The organism is Gilliamella sp. BG7 (genome assembly GCF_046635565.1).
GTDB classification, from domain to species: domain Bacteria; phylum Pseudomonadota; class Gammaproteobacteria; order Enterobacterales; family Orbaceae; genus Gilliamella; species Gilliamella apicola_P.
Genome location: NZ_JBIDFB010000002.1, coordinates 169539 through 192268, shown reverse-complemented (window position 1 = coordinate 192268; position 22730 = coordinate 169539). Strand labels below are relative to the sequence as shown.

Here is a 22730-nt window from a genome sequence, read left to right as displayed (position 1 = left end):
TTAAAATAATAATAAAATGAGGTTGAAGGATGATTAAAAAAATTAAAATAAATGTTGGTGGCCGTGTGCAAGGTGTAGGATTTCGTTTTTTTACTTATCAGCAAGCACAAAAACTGAGTTTAGTCGGTTATGTTCGAAATTTAGATAATGGAAGTGTTGAGATTATTGCTCAAGGTGATAGCTTACAAATAAGAAAATTGATAAAATGGATTGAAAATGGAGGTCCTGCTTCGTCGCGTATTTCACGTGTTAATATTTTTGAATTATTGCCACAAAACGATTTAACTTCTTTTAATGTTCGATATTAATTTAATGAAAAATAAAGTAGAATAATTAAAATTTTGGCATTCGAAATAATAATTTCTAATTAATGTGAAAAACGTAAGTTATGAATAAAAAAAATCTAATCAGTTTTTTACTTCTCATTGTTGTTATCGGTGTTTATTATAATTATCAAAAAGGAGATGAGGCGGTAGAACAATCTACCCCAAATATATCAGATAAGCCGATTTATCAAAGTGATGAAATGTTAACAGATATTTACGATTTATCTGGGGATCTTATTTATAAAATTGAGTCCAGTAATGTTAGGCATTTTGATGATTCAGATAATACTGAATTTGATTTGCCCAATTTTACGTTTTATGATCAGAACCATTCAGCTATATGGCATATTAAAGCAAAGACAGCGACGTTGACAAAAGATAAACTTATTTATCTTTATAATGATGTTCAATTAGATAATTTGACACAAGAAACCCAATTAAAACAAGTAAAAACTGATAATGCAGTGATAGATTTAACTTCACAATTAGTTAAATCAAAAGATCCTGTCATCATTAATGGGGTGGGGTTTTATTCAACTGGTATTGGTTTGGCGGGTAATTTACACACCAAAACGGCTAATATACTTGAAAATGTAAAAACATATTATAACACAGAGGTGAAATAAAACATGAATTCGCTAAAACAAGTTGTTTTTTCATTAATTTTATTGCTACCAATCTCTTTAAGTAGTTTCGCTAATGAACCTACTTTGCAATCTAAAGACTCTAAAGAAGAACATAGAATGTTTGCTAATAATAAACCCATTAGGATAGATGCAGATAATCAAAAAATTGATATTGAAAATAACACAATTACATTTATTGGCAATGTTGTTATTATCCAAGAAGGATTAACAATAAAAGCTGATAAAGTGGTTATCACCGACACACAAGACACAAATAAGCAAAAAATTACAGCCTATGGTAATCCTGTGAATTATAAGCAAATTTTATCAGAAAACAATAAAGTTGTGACGGGTCATTCTTCACAAGTTATTTACAATGTAAAACAAAATAATGTTATTTTACGAGGTTATGCTGAATTATTTCAACAAGACAATCATATTGTTAGTGATCTGATTACATACGATGTTAAAAAACAGCAAATTTTAGCCAATCCTGGCAAGAATATGCGAGTAAAAAGCACTATTATCCCAAACCAAGTTAAAGGGATGAATAAATAAATGTCAATTTTAAAAGCGGAAAATCTGGCCAAAGTATACAAAAAAAGACGAGTTGTTGAAGATGTGAGTTTAACCGTCAACTCTGGCGAAATTGTTGGATTATTGGGCCCTAATGGTGCGGGTAAAACCACTACTTTTTATATGGTTGTTGGTATAGTGACATTAAATGCAGGTAAAATTTACCTTGATGATCATGATATCAGTATCTTACCTTTACATGAGCGAGCTCAAAAAGGTATTGGCTATTTACCACAAGAAGCGTCTATTTTTAGAAAATTGTCTGTTATAGATAACATTATGGCAATTTTAGAAACGCGCAAAGATATTGATAAAAATGAGAAAATCGATCGTGCCGAAGAATTACTTGAAGAGTTCCATATTTCTCATATTCGTGACAGCATAGGACAATCTCTATCAGGTGGAGAAAGACGTCGAGTAGAAATAGCAAGAGCGTTAGCTGCTAATCCTAAATTTATTTTACTTGATGAACCCTTTGCTGGGGTTGATCCAATTTCGGTGATAGATATCAAAAATATTATTAAGCATCTACGCGATCGAGGGTTGGGTGTATTAATAACCGATCACAATGTACGTGAAACGTTAGATGTTTGCGAACGTGCTTACATTGTTAATAAAGGACATTTAATTGCTGAAGGTTCACCTAGTGACATCTTAAGTAACGAATATGTTAAACGCGTTTACTTAGGAAACGAGTTCAGATTATGATGAAAACCAGTTTACAACTGAAAGTCTCTCAACAATTATCCATGACGCCGCAATTACAATTGGCGATTAAATTACTACAGTTGTCAACTTTAGAACTCCAACAAGAAATACAAACTGCGCTTGAAAACAATCCATTACTTGAAGTTGATGATCAATATGACGAAGTGAACGTTAAACAAAACGATGAAACAGAAAATATTGATACGCGTGAGGCTTTAGATAGCAAAGAGATTCCCGATGATATTCCACTGGATGCATCTTTAGATGATATTTATAGTGCAGGAACTCCATCTGGAACTAACTCAGATTATCGTAATGATGAATTGCTTATCTATCAAGGTGAAACTCACGAAACATTACATGATTATCTGGAATGGCAACTTGAACTAACACCCTTTAGCGATACAGATAGGGCGATAGCGGTATCTATTATTGAAGCTATAGATGAGAGAGGCTATTTAACAGTTTCAACAGAAGAAATACTTGAAGAGCAAGGTAATGATGAAGTTGAAATTGCCGAAGTTGAAGCAGTATTGAAACGAATATGGAATTTTGATCCTATCGGTGTTGGTGCCAGATCGTTGCAAGAGTGTTTGTCTATTCAAATTCAACATTTAGACACTCCACCATTAGTTAAACAAATTATTGATAATTATTTAGACTTATTAGCCATACGCGATTATAGAAACTTAAAAAAAGTGTTAAATACAACAGATGAACAGTTAAAAGAGGCTGTTGATTTTATACAACGTTTACAACCTTATCCCGGCGATTTGGTTAATACTGCTTCTCCAGACTATGTCATACCTGATGTCATGGTAAAAAAGGTACAAGGAAAATGGGTTGTGTATTTAAATAGCGATACAGTTCCAGCTTTACGTATTAACCAGCAATACGCTGATATGGCAAAATTAGCAAATGAAAGTGATGGGCAATATATTAGATCTCATGTGCAAGAAGCTAATTGGTTTATTAAAAGCATCGAAAACCGTAACGAAACCTTATTAAAAGTCAGCCAATTTATTGTTGAGCATCAGCAAGCTTTTTTTGAACATGGTACTGAATACATGAAACCAATGATTTTGTCTGATGTTGCAACGGCAATTGATATGCATGAATCGACCATTTCTCGTGTAACAACTCAAAAATATCTGCATTGTCCAAGCGGAATTTATGAACTTAAATTCTTTTTCTCAAGTCATGTTAATAATGATTCAGGTGGTGAGGTTTCATCTACAGCTATCCAAGCATTAATTAAAAAATATATATCGGCAGAAAATAGTAAAAAGCCATTAAGTGATAGTAAATTAGTTTCGATGCTTGAAGAACAAGGCATTATTATTGCACGTCGCACCGTAGCAAAATACCGTGAAGCCTTATCAATTCCACCATCAAGTCAACGAAAACAGCTTTAAATTTGAATTCAAATTTTTTGGATATATATCTCTTATTTTAATCATGGGCGCAATTTGCGCCCTTTAATAAAATTAAGCTAAAAAGCTTGGAGTTTTATGTTCAAAGTCGCTAATTGCATCTTCATGTTGTAGGGTTAAGCCAATATTATCTAACCCATTTAACAAGCAATGACGTTTAAAAGCATCAATTTTAAATGAATATTGCTTATCGCCGGCAATGACCACTTCATTAACTAAATCGATGGTAAATTCAATGCCTTCATTAGCTTCGACAATTTTAAATAGCTCATCGATATCTTCTTCGGATAAATTAACCAATAATAATTGATTGTTAAATGAGTTATTGTAAAAAATATCGGCAAAACTTGAACCAATAATGGTTTTAAATCCATAATCAGCAAGTGCCCATGGAGCATGTTCACGAGAAGAACCGCAACCAAAATTTTCACGTGTTAATAAAATGCTAGCACCTTTATAGCGGGGTTTATTCAAGACAAATTCAGGGTTAGGCTGCTCGCCAGCATCATCTAAAAAGCGCCATTCATGAAAGGCATGTTTACCAAATCCAGTGCGTGTTACTTTCTGTAAAAACTGTTTTGGAATGATTGCATCTGTATCAACATTAGCCGCATCCAAAGGAACGACTAGCCCAGTATGTTTTGTAAATTTTGCCATGACAAGTCTCTCCTTAAAATGGTTTGCGAATATCTGTAAAATGACCAGTAATAGCTGCGGCTGCTGCCATAGCAGGACTAACTAAATGTGTTCTAGCATCACGTCCTTGGCGACCTTCAAAATTACGGTTGCTAGTTGATGCACAGCGATCTCCCGGTGCTAATTTATCATCGTTCATTGCAAGACACATAGAGCAACCCGGTAAGCGCCATTCAAATCCTGCATCAATAAAAATCTTATCTAATCCTTCGGCTTCAGCTTGTTCTTTCACTGGTCCTGAACCGGGTACAACTAATGCTTGTACACCTTCAGCCACTTTACGGCCTTTAGCAATTTGCGCAGCAGCTCGTAAATCTTCTATACGTGAGTTTGTACAAGAACCAATAAACACTTTATTGATCTTAATATCAGTCATTTTGGTGCCAGCGGTTAATCCCATATAAGTTAATGCACGCTCTGCAGAGTGTTTTTCAATAGGATCAGCAAAATCATTAGGATTCGGTACTGTTGCATCAATTGAAGTTACTTGACCAGGATTCGTTCCCCAAGTGACTTGTGGTGCGATATCTTTTCCTTCTAACGTCACAACTGTATCAAAATGTGCACCTTCGTCGGTTTTTAGCGTTTTCCAATAAGCAACCGCTTTGTCGAAGTCTTCACCTTTTGGTGAAAATTGACGACCTTTTAAGTACTCAAAAGTCACTTCATCTGGCGCAATAATGCCAGCTTTTGCTCCCATTTCAATTGCCATATTACATAATGTCATGCGTCCTTCCATTGATAATGATTTAATAGCATCACCACAAAATTCAACTACATGACCTGTACCGCCAGCGCTAGTGGTTTTACCAATAATAGCTAATATAATGTCCTTGGCCGTAATGCCTTCAGCGACTTGCCCTTTAACTTCAATTTTCATGGTCTTAGCTCGACCTTGTTTTAAGGTTTGAGTTGCTAGCACATGCTCAACTTCGGAAGTACCAATACCAAAAGCTAATGCACCAAATGCACCATGTGTAGCAGTGTGTGAATCACCACACACAATAGTCATACCCGGTAAAGTCATACCTTGCTCAGGGCCGACTACATGGACAATACCACGTAATGGGCTTTGCAAATCATATAACGAAATCCCAAACTCTTTGGCGTTTTTTGCCAGCTCAGTTAGCTGAATGCGAGCCATTTCACTACATGCGCTAAGATCATTACTTTTTGTTGAAGTGTTATGATCCATTGTTGCAAATGTTTTGTGTGGTTGACGTACTTTACGGTTCATAGCTCGTAAACCATCAAACGCTTGTGGTGAAGTTACTTCATGCACTAAATGGCGATCGATATATAAAATAGGCGTCTCGTTTGGCGCTTCGTAAACGACATGTGCATCATATAATTTTTGATACAGTGTTTTTGACATTGCATATTCCTTATTATTTTTACAACAAGTACTAAAGACTTAGTTTTATCACATTATTTTCAGTTATCATTAAACAATGTGCTTAAATTAGTTTACAAATAATATCTCCCATTTCATCAGTTGAAACGGGTTGTTCTTTTTGTGCAAGATCGATAGTACGATAGCCTTGCTCTAATGCTTTATTTACTGCTGTTTCGATAGCTGAGGCAATATTATCACGTTTAAAGCTATAACGGACTAACAAAGCTAATGACAAAATTTGTGCTGCAGGATTAGCAATATTTTTACCAGCAATGTCAGGTGCGCTACCACCAGCAGGTTCATATAAGCCAAAGCCTTGTTCATTAAGACTAGCAGAAGGCAACATCCCCATTGAACCAGTTATCATGGCACATTCATCGGATAATATATCTCCAAATAAATTTGAGCATAAAATAACATCGAATTGAGATGGATCTTTAACAAGTTGCATTGTGGCATTATCGATATACATATGCTCAAGTTCGATATCAGGATAGTTTTTAGCTACTTCATTAACCACCTCACGCCACAAAATTGAAGTTTGTAATACGTTGGCTTTATCAATTGAAGTTACTTTTTTGCGACGTAAGCGTGCGGCTTCAAACCCCATTTTTGCAATACGCTCTATCTCAAAACGATGATAAACTTCAGTATCAAATGCTTTTTCTTGAGCACCACTACCTTCACGTCCTTTAGGTAATCCAAAATAAATACCGCCAGTTAATTCGCGCATACATAAAATATCAAATCCACGCTCTGCAATATCGGTGCGTAATGGGCAAAGATCTTCTAAGCCTTGATACAAACGAGCAGGGCGCATATTAGCAAATAATTTGAAGTGTTTACGTAGTGGCAATAACGCACCACGTTCAGGTTGCTTTTCAGGTGGTAAATTAGACCATTTAGGACCACCCACTGAACCAAATAAAATAGCGTCAGCTTTTTCACATCCTTCAAGTGTTTCATTAGGTAATGGGCAACCATGAATATCAATCGCAGCCCCCCCAACATCATACTCGCTAGTTGTGATTGAAAGCTGATATTTTTGGCGGATAACCTCTAATACTTTATAGGCTTGTCTCATTACTTCAGGGCCAATACCGTCGCCGGGAAGTACTGCAATATGGTAGTTTTGTGACATTTTTTATTCCTTTACAATCTAAATTAATTTTCATGTTTTGCTGTTAAACGGCAAAACAAATTATCTTTTAGTCATGATGTAATTTTTGTTTTTCTTGTGCAACTTGATTTGCTCTATACACATTATTCAATACATTAATTAAAGCCAAAGCCGATGAGTGAACGATATCGGTTGCAAGCCCAACACCATGGAACTTACGACCTTTATATTCGGCAACAATATCAACTTGTCCTAAAGCATTTTCACCTTGTCCTTTAGAAGCTAACTGATATTTTACAATCGAAATAGGCTCGCCAGTAATACGGTTGATAGCTTGATAAACAGCATCAACAGGACCGTTACCTGTTGCAGCATCAGAATACTTTTTATCACCAATTAACAAGCTAACCGAAGCGGTTGAAACAACCGTCGAACCTGATTGAACATTAAAATAATCCAAAACATAATGTTCTTTTTCATCTTTTAATTGATTGATAAATATTAATGCCTCTAAATCATAATCAAATACTTGGCCTTTTTTATCAGCTAATTCTAAAAATGCCTCATAGACTTGATCTAAGTTATAATCTTTATCGTGATAACCAAGTTCTTCTAAACGATGTTTAACGGCGGCTCGTCCTGAGCGAGAGGTTAAATTTAATTGGATTTGATTTAATCCGATTGATTCAGGGGTCATAATTTCGTAAGTTTCACGATTTTTTAAAACCCCATCTTGATGAATTCCTGAGGAGTGGGCAAAAGCGTTACTACCAATAATTGCTTTATTACCCGGAATTGGCATGTTAGTAATTTGGCTAACAATTTGGCTAGTACGATAAATCTCTTGGTGATTAATATTTGTGTGAACGTTTAAGATATTTTGACGAACTTTAATCGCCATAATAACTTCTTCAAGTGCGGTATTACCCGCACGTTCGCCTAAACCATTCATCGCCCCTTCAATTTGCCGAGCACCTTCTTGAACCGCACTAATCGAGTTAGCCACCGACATACCCAAGTCATCATGACAATGAACAGAGATAATCGCTTGATCAATGTTCGGGACACGTTCAAATAGGGTATGAATAATGCCACCAAATTGATAAGGGACAGTATAACCGACAGTATCCGGAATATTGATCGTTCTTGCCCCTGCTTTAATTGCTGCTTCAACGATACGACATAAGTTATCAATTGGGGTACGGCCTGCATCTTCACAAGAAAACTCCACATCATTAGTATAATTACGTGCACGTTTAATACAGTGCACAGCTCTTTCAATGACATCATCAAATGTCATTTTTAATTTATCTTTAACATGTAAGGTTGATGTTGCCATAAAAGTATGAATTCGAAATTGATCTGCAACTTTTAATGCCTCGGCAGCAACATCAATATCTTTATCAACACAACGAGACAATGCACAAACACAGCTATCTTTAATGGTCTTAGCAATCGTTTGGACTGATTCAAAATCACCAGGAGATGAAACAGGAAAGCCAACTTCCATCACATCGACCCGCATTCGCTCCAAAGCAAGCGCTATTTGTAACTTTTCTTTAACGCTCAAACTTGCTTGTAATGCTTGTTCACCATCGCGTAACGTTGTATCAAAAATAATGACTTGATCGCTCATTGTTTTTCCTTTTATATATTTTAGCGCTATCTCGGTATTTCAAGTTAAAAAAACAAAAAACCCGCACTTTAGCGCGGGTTCTTGTTAATTTGTTGAGTTGGTTATTTAACTACTTCTTTTTACTTCACACACAAGCTATCCGCGCAAGTTGATGCGAGGAGGAGGCTGAGGTCAAGCGATAAATAGTTAACAAACATAAAAAATCTCTATTTGGATTGTAATTAATGAAAACTAAAACTGATGATATTTTTACCAAATGATATTTGTGGTGTCAATGATTATTTTCTGCCAATCTTAATATATTTATTTTTATTAAAAAAGTGACAAATATATAATACTAATAAATATTGCTTTACTATTTGACAAATCTATTAAAATAATAAGTTGAGACATAATAAAACCGAATTATAATGGTAAAAAGAATAACTCACGAGGGCACAATAATGAACATAGTTGATATTTCTCAAAAACGCTACACTACCAAACATTATGATCCAACAAAAAAAATTCCTGTCGATAAGATTGAACAATTATTAACTGTTTTAAGAAACAGCCCATCATCAGTTAACTCACAACCATGGCATTTTTATGTTATTGATAACGACGAGGCAAAGAATAAAATTTTACCAGCTATACTTGAATTTAATCAACCAAGGGTGACTGGCGCTTCGCATACGATTGTCTTTTGCATTAAAACACCATTAGACGAAGCCCATTTAGTCAATCTACTTAATCAAGAAGATAAAGACGGCAGATATCCTTCAACCGATCTTAAACAAGCACAAGATCAAGGTCGTAGGCACTTTGTAAAGCTCAATAGTGCAACCATTGAATCGCAACAATGTTGGGAAAGTAAACAAGCTTATCTTGCATTGGGGCAACTGCTTTTTGCAGCAGCGGCAATTGGTATTGATTCAACAGCGATTGAAGGATATGATGCGGCAAAAATGGATGAAATTTTAGATCTGAAAAGCAAGGGTCTTAAAAGTATCGTTGTTGCCACATTAGGCTATCGAGCTGAAAATGACGGCAATGCGCATCGACCAAAATCACGCTTACCTAAAGAGCAACTTTTTACGTTTTTATAAAAAAATAACGTTTTCAATTATCCCACCTAGTAAAAGGTGGGATACCTTCAAATGGCTTTATATCATTTTTGAGAATAATTTTGAAATTGCTTGAGTTTATCTTTTAGTACTTGTTGTTCTAGGGTAAATTCTTCATTAAAGAAGAAATAACCACCATATTTTTGAGTATAGAATAAACAGCCTTTGTTGAATTTTTCAATTTTATAAAATTGAAAATATCTAAATAACCAAGATATGCATAATAAATTTAATTTAAGGTATTGTTGATTATATATGCATATGGGGTGAATTTGAACGGTTTTATATAAATCTACCGTTAACACCATTTAACCAATTTACTCACATTATTACAAATAACCCTAGACCCAATCCTCAGAATCGCTACAATATACGCAATTAATCATATAGCAAATGCCTTTTGCTATTTTAACCCAATAAACGGATGATGTTTTATGGCGCAATATGTTTATACCATGAATCGCGTAGGGAAGATTGTTCCCCCTAAACGCTATATTTTAAAAGATATTTCTTTAAGTTTTTTTCCGGGTGCAAAAATTGGTGTACTCGGTTTAAATGGAGCGGGTAAATCCACTTTACTACGAATTATGGCGGGTGTTGATACCGAAATTGAAGGCGAAGCACGCCCACAACCTGATATTAAAATTGGTTATTTACCCCAAGAACCGAAATTAGATCCTAAACAAACTGTGCGTGAAGCCATTGAGCAAGCGGTTAGTGAGGCTAAACAAGCATTGGCTCGATTAGATGAAGTATATGCCGCTTATGCTGATCCTGATGCCGATTTTGACAAATTAGCCAAAGAACAAGCAGAGCTTGAAGCCATTATTCAAGCACAAGATGCGCATAATTTAGATAATCAATTAGAACGAGCCGCTGACGCACTACGTTTACCTGATTGGGATGCGAAAATTGAAAATTTATCAGGTGGTGAACGCCGTCGAGTAGCAATTTGTCAATTATTACTTGAAAAGCCTGATATGTTATTAATGGATGAACCGACCAACCACTTAGATGCCGAATCGGTAGCATGGTTAGAACGATTCTTACATGACTACGAAGGTACGGTTGTTGCAGTAACTCACGATCGCTACTTTCTAGACAACGTTGCAGGTTGGATTTTAGAGCTTGACCGTGGTGAGGGTATTCCATGGGAAGGCAATTACTCATCTTGGCTTGAACAAAAAGATCAGCGTTTAGCGCAAGAAGCATCAACCGAATCGGCACGTCGGAAATCGATTGAAAAAGAAATTGAGTGGGTACGACAAAATCCGAAAGGTCGTCAAGCAAAAAGCAAAGCCCGTTTAGCTCGCTTTGAAGAGCTAAACAGTAACGATTATCAAAAACGTAACGAAACTAACGAGCTCTTTATTCCAGCTGGACAACGTTTAGGCGATAAAGTGATTGAAGTAAGCAACCTAACTAAATCGTATGGCGACCGTGTGTTGATTGATAACTTATCTTTTAGTATTCCTAAAGGGGCAATTGTTGGCATTATTGGTCCAAATGGAGCAGGGAAATCAACACTATTTAGAATGCTATCAGGCAAAGAACAACCTGATACAGGTACGATTACTTTAGGTGAAACAGTGCAACTTGCATCAGTTGATCAGTTCCGTGACAGTATGGACGACAAAAAAACAGTTTGGGACGAAATTTCAAACGGTCAAGATATTATGCGTATTGGCAATTTTGAAATACCAAGTCGTGCTTATGTTGGTCGTTTTAACTTTAAAGGTGTTGATCAGCAAAAGCGTGTAGGTGAACTTTCAGGTGGTGAACGTGGTCGTGTACATTTAGCTAAATTATTGCAAGTGGGTGGTAATGTATTACTACTTGATGAACCAACCAATGATTTAGATGTTGAAACGCTACGCGCGCTTGAAAATGCATTATTAGAGTTTCCGGGGTGTGCTTTAGTGATTTCCCATGACCGTTGGTTCTTAGATCGTATTGCGACCCATATTTTGGATTATCAAGACGAAGGTCATGTTGAATTCTTTGAAGGTAACTTTACCGAATACGAAGAATGGAAAAAGCGCACATTGGGTGCTGAAGCATTAGAGCCTAAACGTGCTAAATATAAACGAATCTCCAAATAGAATTAATTTTTATTTTATTCCGCCGATTTATATTGGCGGAATAGTTTTATCTTCTTGATAGCTATTTTAAATATTTTTCAAAATGTAATTATCTAAACTAACCCTTTAGATGAACTAATAATTCTCGAAAAAGTATCCATTAGCAAACGCGGTATAGCGTTTATACCACGTGATTTTGCATCATCACAAATGGCAATCGCAAGATCAGGTTTTGAACTTTTATGAATTGCTTTTTGAATAATTTGATGTACAGACAGATCAATATGCTGTGTTGTATTATAAGCGGCAAGTTTATAGACATGACTAAAACCATGTTTAAATAAAAAGTTTTCAATGTCTCGCGCAGGCAAAACTGTTAAGTAATCATCAGGATTTTTATCTTCACCACATAACGATTTTACCGTATCGGCATATTTTTTACCCGCCATATCCCCATCAGTAATTACATACCAATGAATTCCCATTTTATTGGCATATTTTATAAGCGGTTTTAAACCACACTGAGCAAACTCAATAAGCTGAACTCCCTCTGAACTCAGATGATAACCACTTTGTTCAGCTAGTTCACGTAACAACCACACTTCGGTTTCGCCCTCGACCAACAACCAACATCGTGCAAATAAGGCATTTGATCGGCGATAAAGAATATGAAACGCAATACGGCGACTATCACTAACGCTTAATGAATAAGGTTCAATGTATTTGGCAATAATTTTATCTGGAAGACGAATTAAACGATAAAGGTTTTCTAATGAAAATAATGATACCAGATCACTTGAGTTAGACGTGATAATTTTTTGTGTAGGGAAGTTTTTTAGTAAGCGAAATGCAACGGATAAAATGATTGGATGTAACAAACTTTCAGGCTCTTCTAAAATTAAAATAGGCATTGAACTTTGTGAAAGTGAATAATTTCCTTTAGCATCAATAATAGAGCCGAAAATTCCTAAAAATACAGTTCGTAAATAATCATTATCAAGATTATCCAATACATCATTAATTTGTTCCAAAATATTCCAATCTTCTGATCTTGGTGTACTTTTGGCATTTTTTTGTTTGTAATGATTGCGGTGTGCTTGATCGACAAAATAATACTCTAATAATGAGCGTGCGGCTTGTAGGCCTCGAGCTAATTCATCTTGGGTTAATTCGGCTGAATGGGCTTTTAGTTGGTTTAAAAGTTGGCTAATGTAGTGCTCGGATAATGGTTCGTTAGTAACAGTTAATTGCTCTGGACTAATTGCGTTTTTAAGTGTCATTACTGGATTTAGTTTGATTAATGTTGCAATTAATAATTTTTCGTTTTCTATATTAAAGGGATTGCCTTGTGCATTGAGCAATTTATGTTGTGTTATAATTTGGTTATCATGTTTATTAGCAGAAATTTGATAAGTGATACGATGCAGATTATCTTGGTGTGGTTGATACGAAACCGAGCGTAATGGTTGATAATCTTGATTATTTAATTCATGTAAGTGCGATTGGCAATAAGTGATTTTAATAATAATATTATCGCCATAACATTGGTATTGATCATGATAAAAATCGGAATCGACAAATTGATAAAACGTGTTATCCAGTGATAACAATTGCAAAGCGCTGATTAAACTTGACCGCCCCCAACGATTTTCACCCATTAGTACGCTAGAACTTGCATTTAATTTTAAAGATAGTTGACTAATACCTTTAAATCCGGAAATATCAATTTGCTCAATAAACATAAAATCTCCTTATTTATTTAAAGATGATATTTTTCTGTCCTTTTACGAATTCGTTCAACTTTTCGATGCGTGCTCGCTATTAACTTAGATTCATTGCGCAAAATTGTTTTTAAAGGTTGATTAAAATACACTTTCAAAAAACGCCAAATATCACGATCGGTTAGTCCAATATTCATGGAGGAAAAATAAAGCCCAATTAAATCTTTATCACGCCAACGAACAGGAACGGTTTTACGGATTTGAGCACGGTGTAAATCAATTACCGATAATTTTATTTGCAGATGATTTTCAAAAAGCGGAATATCAAGCAAAAAGTGACACAAATAACAATCACGATGATTAACCCCAGCGGCATGCATTCGAGCCACCATTTTTGCCAAATAAATAACTAAAGAAAGCTTTATATGATAGCTAGGTGGGTTAGTTAACCATGGCTTAGTAAAATCTTCTAAACTCACAGTCGGGTTAAGATCTCTTGTCACAATAAACGAATGACGAGTTAACGGATTTAGTCCCTTACGACCAAATGCTCGCCCATCCATCGTATTAACGCCAACTTGCTCCAAACGCTCAATCGTATCCCACTCTTGCTTAGCATCCAAAACAGGCAAACGTAACGAAATAAGATTTTTAACAATCTCTTTCACTGTGGTGCCTCGATGAATTTTAATAAAATATGATTCCCCACCAAGCTCAAAATTCAACGTCTTACGTTGTTTTACTGCGCGATAGACTTTGCCCGATATTAACTCAACTTCTGCAAAGGGATCTTTATCAGCCCATAACTGCTCAAAAGGCGATTTTAACTTAATTTCATTCATGATTATCACAACCTAAAATAATCTCTGTGGCACGCTGTGCTAAATGGTATAAATCAGTGGTTTTACCATAATGTATTGCGTTTTGATGCCATGTTAATAACTGATCGTGATTTGTTATAGCATTTTGCAAGGCCTCATTTAGCGCCGATTGTACAAAAGGCTCATCAAGCACAACACCAGCATTGGCATCATCAATATGATAAGCATAGCCCGAAATGCTTGACACAATCACTGGCACCCCAGCGGCTAACCCTTCAATAAGTACCATACCGGCTGCTTCTTGTCTTGCAGGGTGCAATAGCAAATCTGCCGCGAATAAAAAGTCAGGGATATCATTACGGCCGGCAAAAAAACGTACTTGATGCTCAATGCCGAGTTGCTTAGCTAGTTTTTGATAAGCTTCGGGATTATCTTGCCCCACCACTAAAAAAGTCACTTTTTGCTTCAAATCGCAAGGTAGTGCGGCAATGGCGGTTAAAGAACGATCCACTCCCTTACGCTTAAAATCTGATCCAATTTGCACAATAACAAAATTGTGCTCATCAATTTTGTTGGCTTGCCTAAATTGCTTACCTTTAGCCGTTGATTGGGAATGATATTGACGATCTTGCGCAATACCGGGTGGCAATAGGTAAAAGCGTGATGGAACAGTGTGGTAATAGCGTTCAAAGTCATTAATTTGCTGTTTTGTTAGTACCATAACTTTGGTTTGACTTTGTTGATTAAATACCGCATCTTCAAAAGCCAAATAGTGCTTACAGCGTTTTGACCATTTATACAAAAAGCCCTTGTGTGAAACCTTTTCGGCATAACAAGTATCACCCGCAAAATAAACATCCAAATCAGGCATTTTATTAAAGCCAACCACACAATCAACAGGATTTGCTCGTAAATGAGCTTTCACCAAACGGTAATAAGATTGATTACGGCTATGATTAGACCAGCCTTTTTTAGGCACCAAAACCACATCAAAGCCTGTTGGTTTATCGCCTTGCCATGACATCACATAAATTCGTACATGGTGACCTTGAGCTTGGCAAGCCTTAGCAATTTGCAAAAAATCACGTTGCAAACCACCAAAAGGAAAATATTTATAAATACAAAACGCCAGTTGCATGCAGATTGCCTCAAGTTTTAAAGGAGTATTATATACTTAGTATTTATTTGGGTGCAAAGTTTGATTTTTATAGAACCAAATTTGCTGGAAAATTTTGGTCATAGTGACAGTTGAATAAGCATACTGTCATTTGTAAAAATAATTCAAGAGTCTATACCATTATAATTTTGTTTTATTATTAGTGTGGGTGCGTTACGCTATTGATAATCTCTCAAACTATAATAATTTTAAATGAAATTGTTAGCACCATTGAAAACGTAAAAAGAATTACCAAAAACAATAGCGAATAGCAAGGGACAAATAGATATATCTTATTTTTCTATTTTTGATAAAAAATAAACACAAAATTAAGGGCATGGTAAGGATAAGGAAAACGTCTTCACTATTTCTTCCACCTAATGGTAACGTACAAAGGTTGTCTGGATCACCTGTAAAAATCATCCATCATATTTATCGGTTGAAAATAAATTAATAATTATTAATAAAACGCGAAGTGGATAAATGAAAGGATGTCCTTTTTCATAATCATTAAATCCACTTATGATTTAAAAAAGTAACTATCACCAATAGCACTACCTTGAGCACCAAACTGGCGTAAATTGTGATCAACGGCATTCATCGATTGCCAATGGTTTTCACACCAATCAGGGGCGAGTAAAGTTGGTTTTCTGGCATTAGCTGATATGCGATGATACAAAATATTTGCTGGAGTTTGGCGAATGATATCGCCAGCAATATCGACATATTTATCTAATGTTAATACTGGAAGCCGTCCAGCCCGCCACGCTTTTGCCATAATACTACCTTCAACAATATGTAAAGGGTGTAATTTTAAACCATCGACACCACAGTCGAGCACACGCTCAAGGGTTATAAAGTTATCTTGTTTGGTTTCTTTCGGTAAACCAATAATTAAGTGAGTACAGACCTTAATGCCAAGCTTGCGTGCCTTTTGTACGGTTTGATAATAATCATCAAAAGTATGCCCTCGATTAATATCGTGTAAGGTTTTGTTATGAGCAGTTTGTAAACCAAGTTCTAACCAAACTTCATAGCCATTGGATTGATAATGCGCAAGCAAATCAAGCGCTTCATCAGGAACACAATCAGGGCGAGTACCAACACAAAGCCCAACAATATCTGTACTATTCAGGGCTTCTTCATACATATTTTTTAGAATTTCAACCTCGGCGTAGGTGCTGGTATAAGCCTGAAAATAAGCAAGGTATCGTTTAGATTTTTTCATTTGTTGGGCTTGCGAAGTTAATTGCTCAGAAATTGATTTAACCTGAATAGATTCATCAATGATTGAGGCAACATTACAAAAAGTACAACCACCTTGACCAATAGTGCCATCTCGATTGGGACAGCTAAAGCCACCATGTAAAGTAAGTTTATAGATCTTTTCGCCATAACGACGTTGTAAATCGGAACCGAATGTATTAACGACTAAATGAAGTTGCATTATAAACCAAATAAAATTTTTAATTATTTTAGCAATATGCCTTGTATGCCATACCTCAGTCATAATACTACATTTCAACAATATATAAATATTTTTTATAACTCAAAAAAAAAGATTGAAATTAAGCACTGATTAAGTAAGGATAATTAGTGTTGTTTTTTTATACTGTAGTGTACGACAACGTTTAAGGTTTGTTGCGATTAATAACTAGGAGTTAACATGTTTAGTAAAGATATGACTATTGCCGATTATGATGCGGAATTGTGGAATGCTATTAAAGGTGAAGAACAGCGCCAAGAAGATCACCTTGAACTGATCGCATCAGAAAACTACACCAGCCCACGAGTAATGCAAGCGCAAGGTTCGCAATTAACCAATAAATATGCCGAAGGTTATCCCGGAAGACGTTATTATGGGGGTTGTGAGTATGTTGATATTGTTGAAAAATTAGCAATTGAACGGGCTAAAGCTTTATTTGGTGCTGATTATGCTAATGTGCAACCGCATTCAGGTTCACAAGCTAATTTTGCCGTTTATATGGCACTTTTAAATACAGGCGATACGGTTTTAGGTATGAACCTGTCTGAAGGTGGGCATTTGACGCACGGTTCGCCCGTTAGCTTTTCGGGTAAACTTTATCATGTTGTGGATTATGGTGTTGATGATTCAGGGCGTATTGATTATGACAAGTTAGTTAAAACAGCCCAAGAATCTAAACCTAAAATGATTATTGGTGGATTTTCGGCTTATTCTGGGGTGGTGGATTGGCAACGTATGCGTGAAATCGCAGATAGTGTGGGCGCTTATTTGTTTGTGGATATGGCGCATGTGGCAGGGCTAGTTGCGGCAGGTGTTTATCCAAATCCAGTTCCTTATGCTCACGTTGTTACTACTACAACTCATAAAACTTTAGGTGGTCCTCGTGGCGGTTTGATTTTGGCTAAAGGTGGTAGTGAAAAATTATATAAAAAGTTAAATTCGGCTGTCTTTCCAGGAGCGCAAGGTGGTCCTTTAATGCATGTAATTGCCGCTAAAGCAGTTGCGTTAAAAGAGGCGATGGAGCCTGAGTATAAAATCTATCAACAACAAGTGGTGAAAAACGCTAAAGCTATGGTCGAGGTGATTTTGCAACGTGGCTATAAAGTAGTTTCTGGCGAAACACAAAACCATCTGTTTTTAATTGATTTAGTCGATAAAAATATTACAGGTAAAGAAGCTGATGCGGCTTTAGGTAGTGCTAATATTACCGTTAATAAAAATAGTGTACCAAAAGATCCACAAAGCCCATTTGTAACATCTGGTGTGCGTATCGGTACGCCGGCTATTACTCGCCGAGGCTTTAGAGAAGCCGAGTCGCGAGATTTAGCTAATTGGATTTGTGATGTTTTAGATAATATCGATGACGAGCAAAACATCCAAGCTGTGAAAGAAAAGGTGCTTGCAATTTGCCGTCGTTTGCCGGTTTATCAGCATTAATGGTTGTTTCATTTCGCCGACGGTTGTCGGCGAAATGGTTTTTTGCTTTTATTTACCAATATTGGCATTTGTGTCAGTTTTGTTTTGGGTTTGTGCTTGTTTGTGCTGTTCGATATAGCGGTCAAGGTAACCTTCATGCCATAACCAGCCTCCTGTAACTCCAATACTAAGTAAAATTGCTAACCAAAAAATAATAACTAATTTGTTGTGACGTTGTTTCATTGGATCGTGCAAATTACGTTTTGCATTGGTAGGGAGCTGGGCTTTGCTAGTGAGCAAGCTTCCTAGCATTAAATTAATTTTGACTTGCCCATTAATTGCCCAACCAGATGCTTCTAGTAATGGCCCAAGCGTTCTTCGACGTAATTTTAACCATGCTAAAATAACAGAAGGTCCTGAAATAATTAGAAATAACCCAATAAAAACTAAAGGTACTTGCCACCAAGCTAGTGCAAAAATGGCTTGGAATATTGTGGCTAATGCTGTGCCGATTGCGCCAATGGCTAAACCAATTGCAGCAAAAATCCCTACACTTTTACCAATATCAAATTTATTAGCTGGATTTTGTAGTGCTTGTTCACTTGATTTTTCAACATCGGCATCTTTGCTGCTTGCCCATTTGTTAATTTGTTCGGTAATCACACGTCCCATACGTTGATAAGGAGCCCAAATTGCTTGTTGGATGCTGATTGGCTTAGTGATTATTTTAACAACATTGGCATCCCAATCGTTACCTTTATTGTCAATAAACACACCATTGCGACCTTCAATTAATAAATCACCTTGTCCTGCTGTCATTGCTGCTGCAATTAGCTGTTTTTCTCCATGTCTAGTGCATTCACAATAAAGTAAACAGAGTTCAGAATAATTTGCCATGGTTGTGTGTTTGGCAATATTATCGACCGCAACGCAAAGTGTTGCACAGCGGCCATCAATGTAGAGTTTACCAAGTTGAAATGCTGCTCGTGTTTCAGGCTGGAAGAAGTCTGCAAAAGAGGCAAAGTTAACTAGTAAACGGTAAAGATGTTTATGAAATAGGACTAATTTTTCTAGCACTAGAATATCTGAGGCAGATATTGGTGTTTGATTATCTTGTTCAACCATTTTCTCAAATTCGGTCAGTAAATCATTGTTAGCTAGGTTGGTAATGATGCTAATAGGAATATCATCTATATTGGCCGAAGGCTCAATTTCAACGGTTAATTGTGCCATTTCGGGCTTAGTGCTAATAAGTGTGGTATATGCTTGCAAGCTTTGTTGTATATTTTGCCATTCTTGTTGTGTTAGTTGGTCTGGGTTGGATAATGATGATTCTATTAATGCCTTAAATCGGCTGATTTTAGCTTTCCAAAGTGGATTTAGCCCATTGACTAGATCTAGAGTATCAGTTGTGTCGATTTTGGATAGCGGCAATTCGGCTAATTCTTCTTCAGATAGTAATCCGTTTTGTGTTGGTACAATATATTTTTCGTCGACATTAAGTGCCGTTTGCGCTTGAGGGGCGTATTGTGCTAATTCAGCACGTAAAAAATAATCATCAATTTTGGGTTTTAATAGCTGAATTATTTTCCAAATTTCTGCGGTATTTTCACCAAATGGGGTTTGCGTATTACTTATTTTTGTTTGCCATTGTAACCAAGTTTGTAGATTTTCAACAAAGGTGGTTGCTATGTTTAAATCAATGCCATCTTGCCCACTCATATCTTTTTGTGCACCAGTAGTTTTGATTGCTGTTGTAATAAACATTTGCATGTTTGGTGACAATTCGCTTGATGGAGGAAAGATCAAGTCACCATTATAAAGTTTGTCAGCATTGATTTTTATTGATTGTTGTATATCATCTTGTGTTAAATAATCCACATTTTTTTTATTTAAGCTAGCTAAAATGCTTTGTGCGGTGACCGATAATTTTTTTCCTTGCGGGGTCGATGCGTTAATTTGTGATAATGGTAATGTTTCACTTGTACTTAAGATACTATCAAATGAATTGATTTTATCGCAAGTCCAGCTAATGGCATCTAAAATATCAGGTATGCGAATACGTCCGTCATTATCTGAATCGAGTAGAGATAAGGTTCGTTCATCAAAATCCAACCCTGTTGTTGGGCAACTTAAAGCCACCCATAATTTAGGATCTAAATCAGGTAAATTGATAATATCACTGGCACTTTTAAATACGACTTGATCAAGCCCACCAACACGTTGAAATGTCCACATATGGCTCATAATAATCTCCACACAGAAATTTAATAATATTTTTACTAATTAATATATCAGTATTTATCTTTTTTGATAGAACAGAACAGTGATTTCTAGTATTTGTAAGATCTATTGGTTTATCTTTTGTATTTGCTTTAGTTGCCTTTGGTAACTTTATGATAGAATAATGTCTTATTACTTAATATCTAAATAAAAACCACCAATAACTATGTCATTAATTAATCTTACCAATGCTTATCTTTCATTTAGTGATGCGCCCTTGCTTGATCATATCGATATGTCTATTGAGTCAAACGAGCGTGTTTGTCTTGTTGGCCGTAACGGTGCTGGAAAATCGACTTTACTTAAAGTTTTAAATAAAGAGGTGCCATTAGACGAAGGGCAAATTATTTATGAAAATAATGTGATTGTTTCACGATTGCAACAAGATCCTCCCCGTGATGTGCAAGGTAGTGTGTTTGATTTTGTGGCTGAAGGATTACACGAACAAGCACAGTTATTACGAGATTACTATGATTTAGCATATCGCGTTGAGCTCGATCCTTGCGAAAGTAACTTAGATAAATTAGCTAAAATGCAAGAACAGTTAGATCATCAAAATGGTTGGCAATTAGATAGTCGTATTCGTAATGTTATTTCTTCATTATCGCTTGATGGTGATGCGTTGTTGTCTTCGTTATCGGGTGGGTGGTTGCGTAAAGCCGCATTAGCCAAAGCGTTGGTTTGTCAGCCAACAGTTTTATTGCTTGATGAACCAACCAATCATTTGGATATTCAAACCATTAAATGGTTGGAAGATTTTTTGAAAAGTTTTAATGGCAGTATTGTGTTCATTTCCCATGATCGTTCGTTTATTCGTCAAATGGCAACGCGTATTATTGATTTGGATCGAGGTAAAATTGCGTCTTGGAGTGGAAATTATGATAACTATTTGCTTGGTAAAGAAGAAGCATTGCGTGTTGAAGAGTTACAAAATGCTGAATTTGATAAAAAATTAGCTCAAGAAGAAGTCTGGATCCGACAAGGTATTAAAGCTCGTCGTACTCGTAATGAAGGGCGAGTGCGAGCATTAAAAGCAATGCGCCAAGAATATAGCAAGCGACGCCAAGTTATGGGTAGTGCTAAAATGCAAATCGAGGAAGCATTACGTTCAGGAAAAATTGTTTTTGAGCTTGAAAATGTGACATATCAGATTGAGGATAAGTTACTAGTTAATGATTTTTCTGTACAAGTATTACGTGGTGATAAGATCGCTCTGATTGGTCCTAATGGTATTGGTAAAACAACTTTATTAAAACTGATGTTGGGTAATTTGAGACCAACATTAGGTAGTGTGCATTGTGGCACAAAGCTTGAAGTTGCTTATTTTGACCAATATCGTCTCGAACTCGATCCTGAAAAAACGGTGATGGATAATTTAGCCGAAGGTAAGCAAGAGGTCATGGTTAATGGCCGATCACGCCATGTACTTGGTTATTTACAGGACTTTTTATTTCCGCCTAAACGTGCCAGAACTCCTGTACGAGCACTGTCTGGAGGGGAGCGTAATCGTTTATTGCTGGCTAAACTATTTTTAAAACCTAGCAATTTATTAATACTTGATGAACCGACCAATGATCTTGATATTGAAACATTAGAATTGCTAGAAGAGTTAGTGAATGATTATCAAGGAACTGTCTTGTTGGTTAGTCATGATCGGCAATTTGTTGATAATGTGGTCACTCAATGTTGGTTTTTTGAAGAAAAAGGCCATATTGGTGTTTATGCTGGTGGTTATGCCGATGCTCTGCAACAACAGCAGCAGGCACAACCAGTTAAAGTAACGACAGTTAATAAACTTGAGCAACCTAAAAAAGAATTAGGTGCTACTAATAATCAAAGTAGTGAGCGAACCGCTAAAAAGAAAGTTAAACTGAGTTATAATGAACAACGAGAATTGGCACAATTACCAAGCAAAATAGAACAATTAGAATTAGAGATTACTGATTTACAAGCACAAATTGGTCAAAGTGACTTTTTTAATCAAACTCATGAAATTACTAGTCCAATTTTACAATCTTTGGCAGATAAAGAGGCTGAATTAGAAGCTGTTTTTGAAAGATGGGAACAGTTAGAGTCTTTAAGTAAATCATAAGGTAAATGTTAGTATTTTTCAGCATTATTTATTTGTGTTATAAAATAAATA

At 36.0% G+C, this 22730-nt stretch carries 18 protein-coding genes; 9 read left to right on the top strand and 9 right to left on the bottom strand.

Features of this window, described 5'->3' with window-relative positions:
• Window positions 1-29 precede the first annotated feature (29 nt).
• From yccX to ACGH49_RS02325, 5 genes are all read left to right on the top strand, one after another.
• Entirely contained in the window at window positions 30-308 is a 279-nt protein-coding gene (gene yccX, locus ACGH49_RS02345; RefSeq protein ID WP_141674044.1) for an acylphosphatase, read from the top strand.
• 80 nt (window positions 309-388) lie between these two features.
• Window positions 389-952, top strand: a complete 564-nt coding sequence (gene lptC, locus ACGH49_RS02340; RefSeq protein WP_411588102.1) for an LPS export ABC transporter periplasmic protein LptC — start codon at window positions 389-391, stop codon at window positions 950-952.
• Window positions 953-955: 3 nt separating this feature from the next.
• Window positions 956-1510: a lipopolysaccharide transport periplasmic protein LptA gene (gene lptA, locus ACGH49_RS02335; RefSeq protein WP_411588100.1), complete on the top strand. Its 555-nt coding sequence runs from the start codon at window positions 956-958 to the stop codon at window positions 1508-1510.
• Window positions 1511-2236 (top strand): LPS export ABC transporter ATP-binding protein, encoded by a 726-nt coding sequence (gene lptB / locus ACGH49_RS02330; RefSeq protein WP_411588098.1) that lies wholly within the window; start codon window positions 1511-1513, stop codon window positions 2234-2236. It abuts the gene before it with no gap.
• Window positions 2236-3651, top strand: a complete 1416-nt coding sequence (locus ACGH49_RS02325; protein WP_411588176.1) for an RNA polymerase factor sigma-54 — start codon at window positions 2236-2238, stop codon at window positions 3649-3651. The genes lptB and ACGH49_RS02325 overlap by 1 nt, the downstream gene beginning before the upstream one ends.
• Before the next feature lie 72 nt (window positions 3652-3723).
• On the opposite strand, the gene leuD is transcribed toward ACGH49_RS02325, so the two are convergent.
• The 4 genes from leuD to leuA form a co-directional block, all read right to left on the bottom strand.
• Window positions 3724-4326: a 3-isopropylmalate dehydratase small subunit gene (gene leuD / locus ACGH49_RS02320; protein WP_411588097.1), complete on the bottom strand. Its 603-nt coding sequence runs from the start codon at window positions 4324-4326 to the stop codon at window positions 3724-3726.
• 13 nt (window positions 4327-4339) lie between these two features.
• Window positions 4340-5740 carry a 3-isopropylmalate dehydratase large subunit gene (gene leuC, locus ACGH49_RS02315; protein WP_411588095.1) on the bottom strand — a complete coding sequence of 467 codons (1401 nt, stop codon included), beginning with the start codon at window positions 5738-5740 and terminating at the stop codon, window positions 4340-4342.
• 82 nt (window positions 5741-5822) lie between these two features.
• Entirely contained in the window at window positions 5823-6902 is a 1080-nt protein-coding gene (leuB, locus tag ACGH49_RS02310; protein ID WP_411588093.1) for a 3-isopropylmalate dehydrogenase, read from the bottom strand.
• 67 nt (window positions 6903-6969) lie between these two features.
• The gene (leuA, locus tag ACGH49_RS02305; RefSeq protein WP_065561214.1) at window positions 6970-8517 is read right to left on the bottom strand and encodes a 2-isopropylmalate synthase; all 1548 of its coding nucleotides are present in this window, start codon (window positions 8515-8517) and stop codon (window positions 6970-6972) included.
• 443 nt (window positions 8518-8960) lie between these two features.
• On the opposite strand from leuA, the gene nfsB reads away from it, so the two are divergent.
• Window positions 8961-9605, top strand: coding sequence for an oxygen-insensitive NAD(P)H nitroreductase (gene nfsB, locus ACGH49_RS02300; protein ID WP_411588091.1), 645 nt, complete (start codon window positions 8961-8963; stop codon window positions 9603-9605).
• A 452-nt stretch (window positions 9606-10057) separates the two neighbouring features.
• Window positions 10058-11725: an energy-dependent translational throttle protein EttA gene (gene ettA, locus ACGH49_RS02295; RefSeq protein WP_411588089.1), complete on the top strand. Its 1668-nt coding sequence runs from the start codon at window positions 10058-10060 to the stop codon at window positions 11723-11725.
• A gap of 92 nt (window positions 11726-11817) precedes the next feature.
• Here ettA and ACGH49_RS02290 read toward each other — a convergent pair whose 3' ends face one another.
• The 4 genes from ACGH49_RS02290 to ACGH49_RS02275 all read right to left on the bottom strand — a co-directional run bounded on the left by ACGH49_RS02290 (window position 11818) and on the right by ACGH49_RS02275 (window position 16849).
• On the bottom strand, window positions 11818-13446 hold the full coding sequence (locus ACGH49_RS02290) for a DUF2813 domain-containing protein (protein WP_411588088.1): 1629 nt from the start codon (window positions 13444-13446) through the stop codon (window positions 11818-11820).
• Between the two features lie 17 nt (window positions 13447-13463).
• Window positions 13464-14267, bottom strand: a complete 804-nt coding sequence (gene rfaP, locus ACGH49_RS02285; protein ID WP_411588086.1) for a lipopolysaccharide core heptose(I) kinase RfaP — start codon at window positions 14265-14267, stop codon at window positions 13464-13466.
• Window positions 14260-15384: a glycosyltransferase family 4 protein gene (locus ACGH49_RS02280; RefSeq protein ID WP_411588084.1), complete on the bottom strand. Its 1125-nt coding sequence runs from the start codon at window positions 15382-15384 to the stop codon at window positions 14260-14262. Before ACGH49_RS02280 ends, rfaP begins: the two co-directional genes overlap by 8 nt.
• Window positions 15385-15922: 538 nt before the next feature.
• Complete coding sequence (locus ACGH49_RS02275; RefSeq protein WP_411588083.1) at window positions 15923-16849, bottom strand: TIGR01212 family radical SAM protein; 927 nt, start codon at window positions 16847-16849, stop codon at window positions 15923-15925.
• Between the two features lie 219 nt (window positions 16850-17068).
• On the opposite strand from ACGH49_RS02275, the gene glyA reads away from it, so the two are divergent.
• On the top strand, window positions 17069-18325 hold the full coding sequence (gene glyA / locus ACGH49_RS02270) for a serine hydroxymethyltransferase (protein WP_411588081.1): 1257 nt from the start codon (window positions 17069-17071) through the stop codon (window positions 18323-18325).
• Between the two features lie 48 nt (window positions 18326-18373).
• On the opposite strand, the gene ACGH49_RS02265 is transcribed toward glyA, so the two are convergent.
• The gene (locus ACGH49_RS02265; RefSeq protein ID WP_065607818.1) at window positions 18374-20551 is read right to left on the bottom strand and encodes a phage holin family protein; all 2178 of its coding nucleotides are present in this window, start codon (window positions 20549-20551) and stop codon (window positions 18374-18376) included.
• A gap of 202 nt (window positions 20552-20753) precedes the next feature.
• Between ACGH49_RS02265 and ACGH49_RS02260 the strand changes: the two genes are divergently transcribed.
• Window positions 20754-22679, top strand: coding sequence for an ABC transporter ATP-binding protein (locus ACGH49_RS02260; RefSeq protein WP_411588079.1), 1926 nt, complete (start codon window positions 20754-20756; stop codon window positions 22677-22679).
• Window positions 22680-22730: the final 51 nt, after the last annotated feature.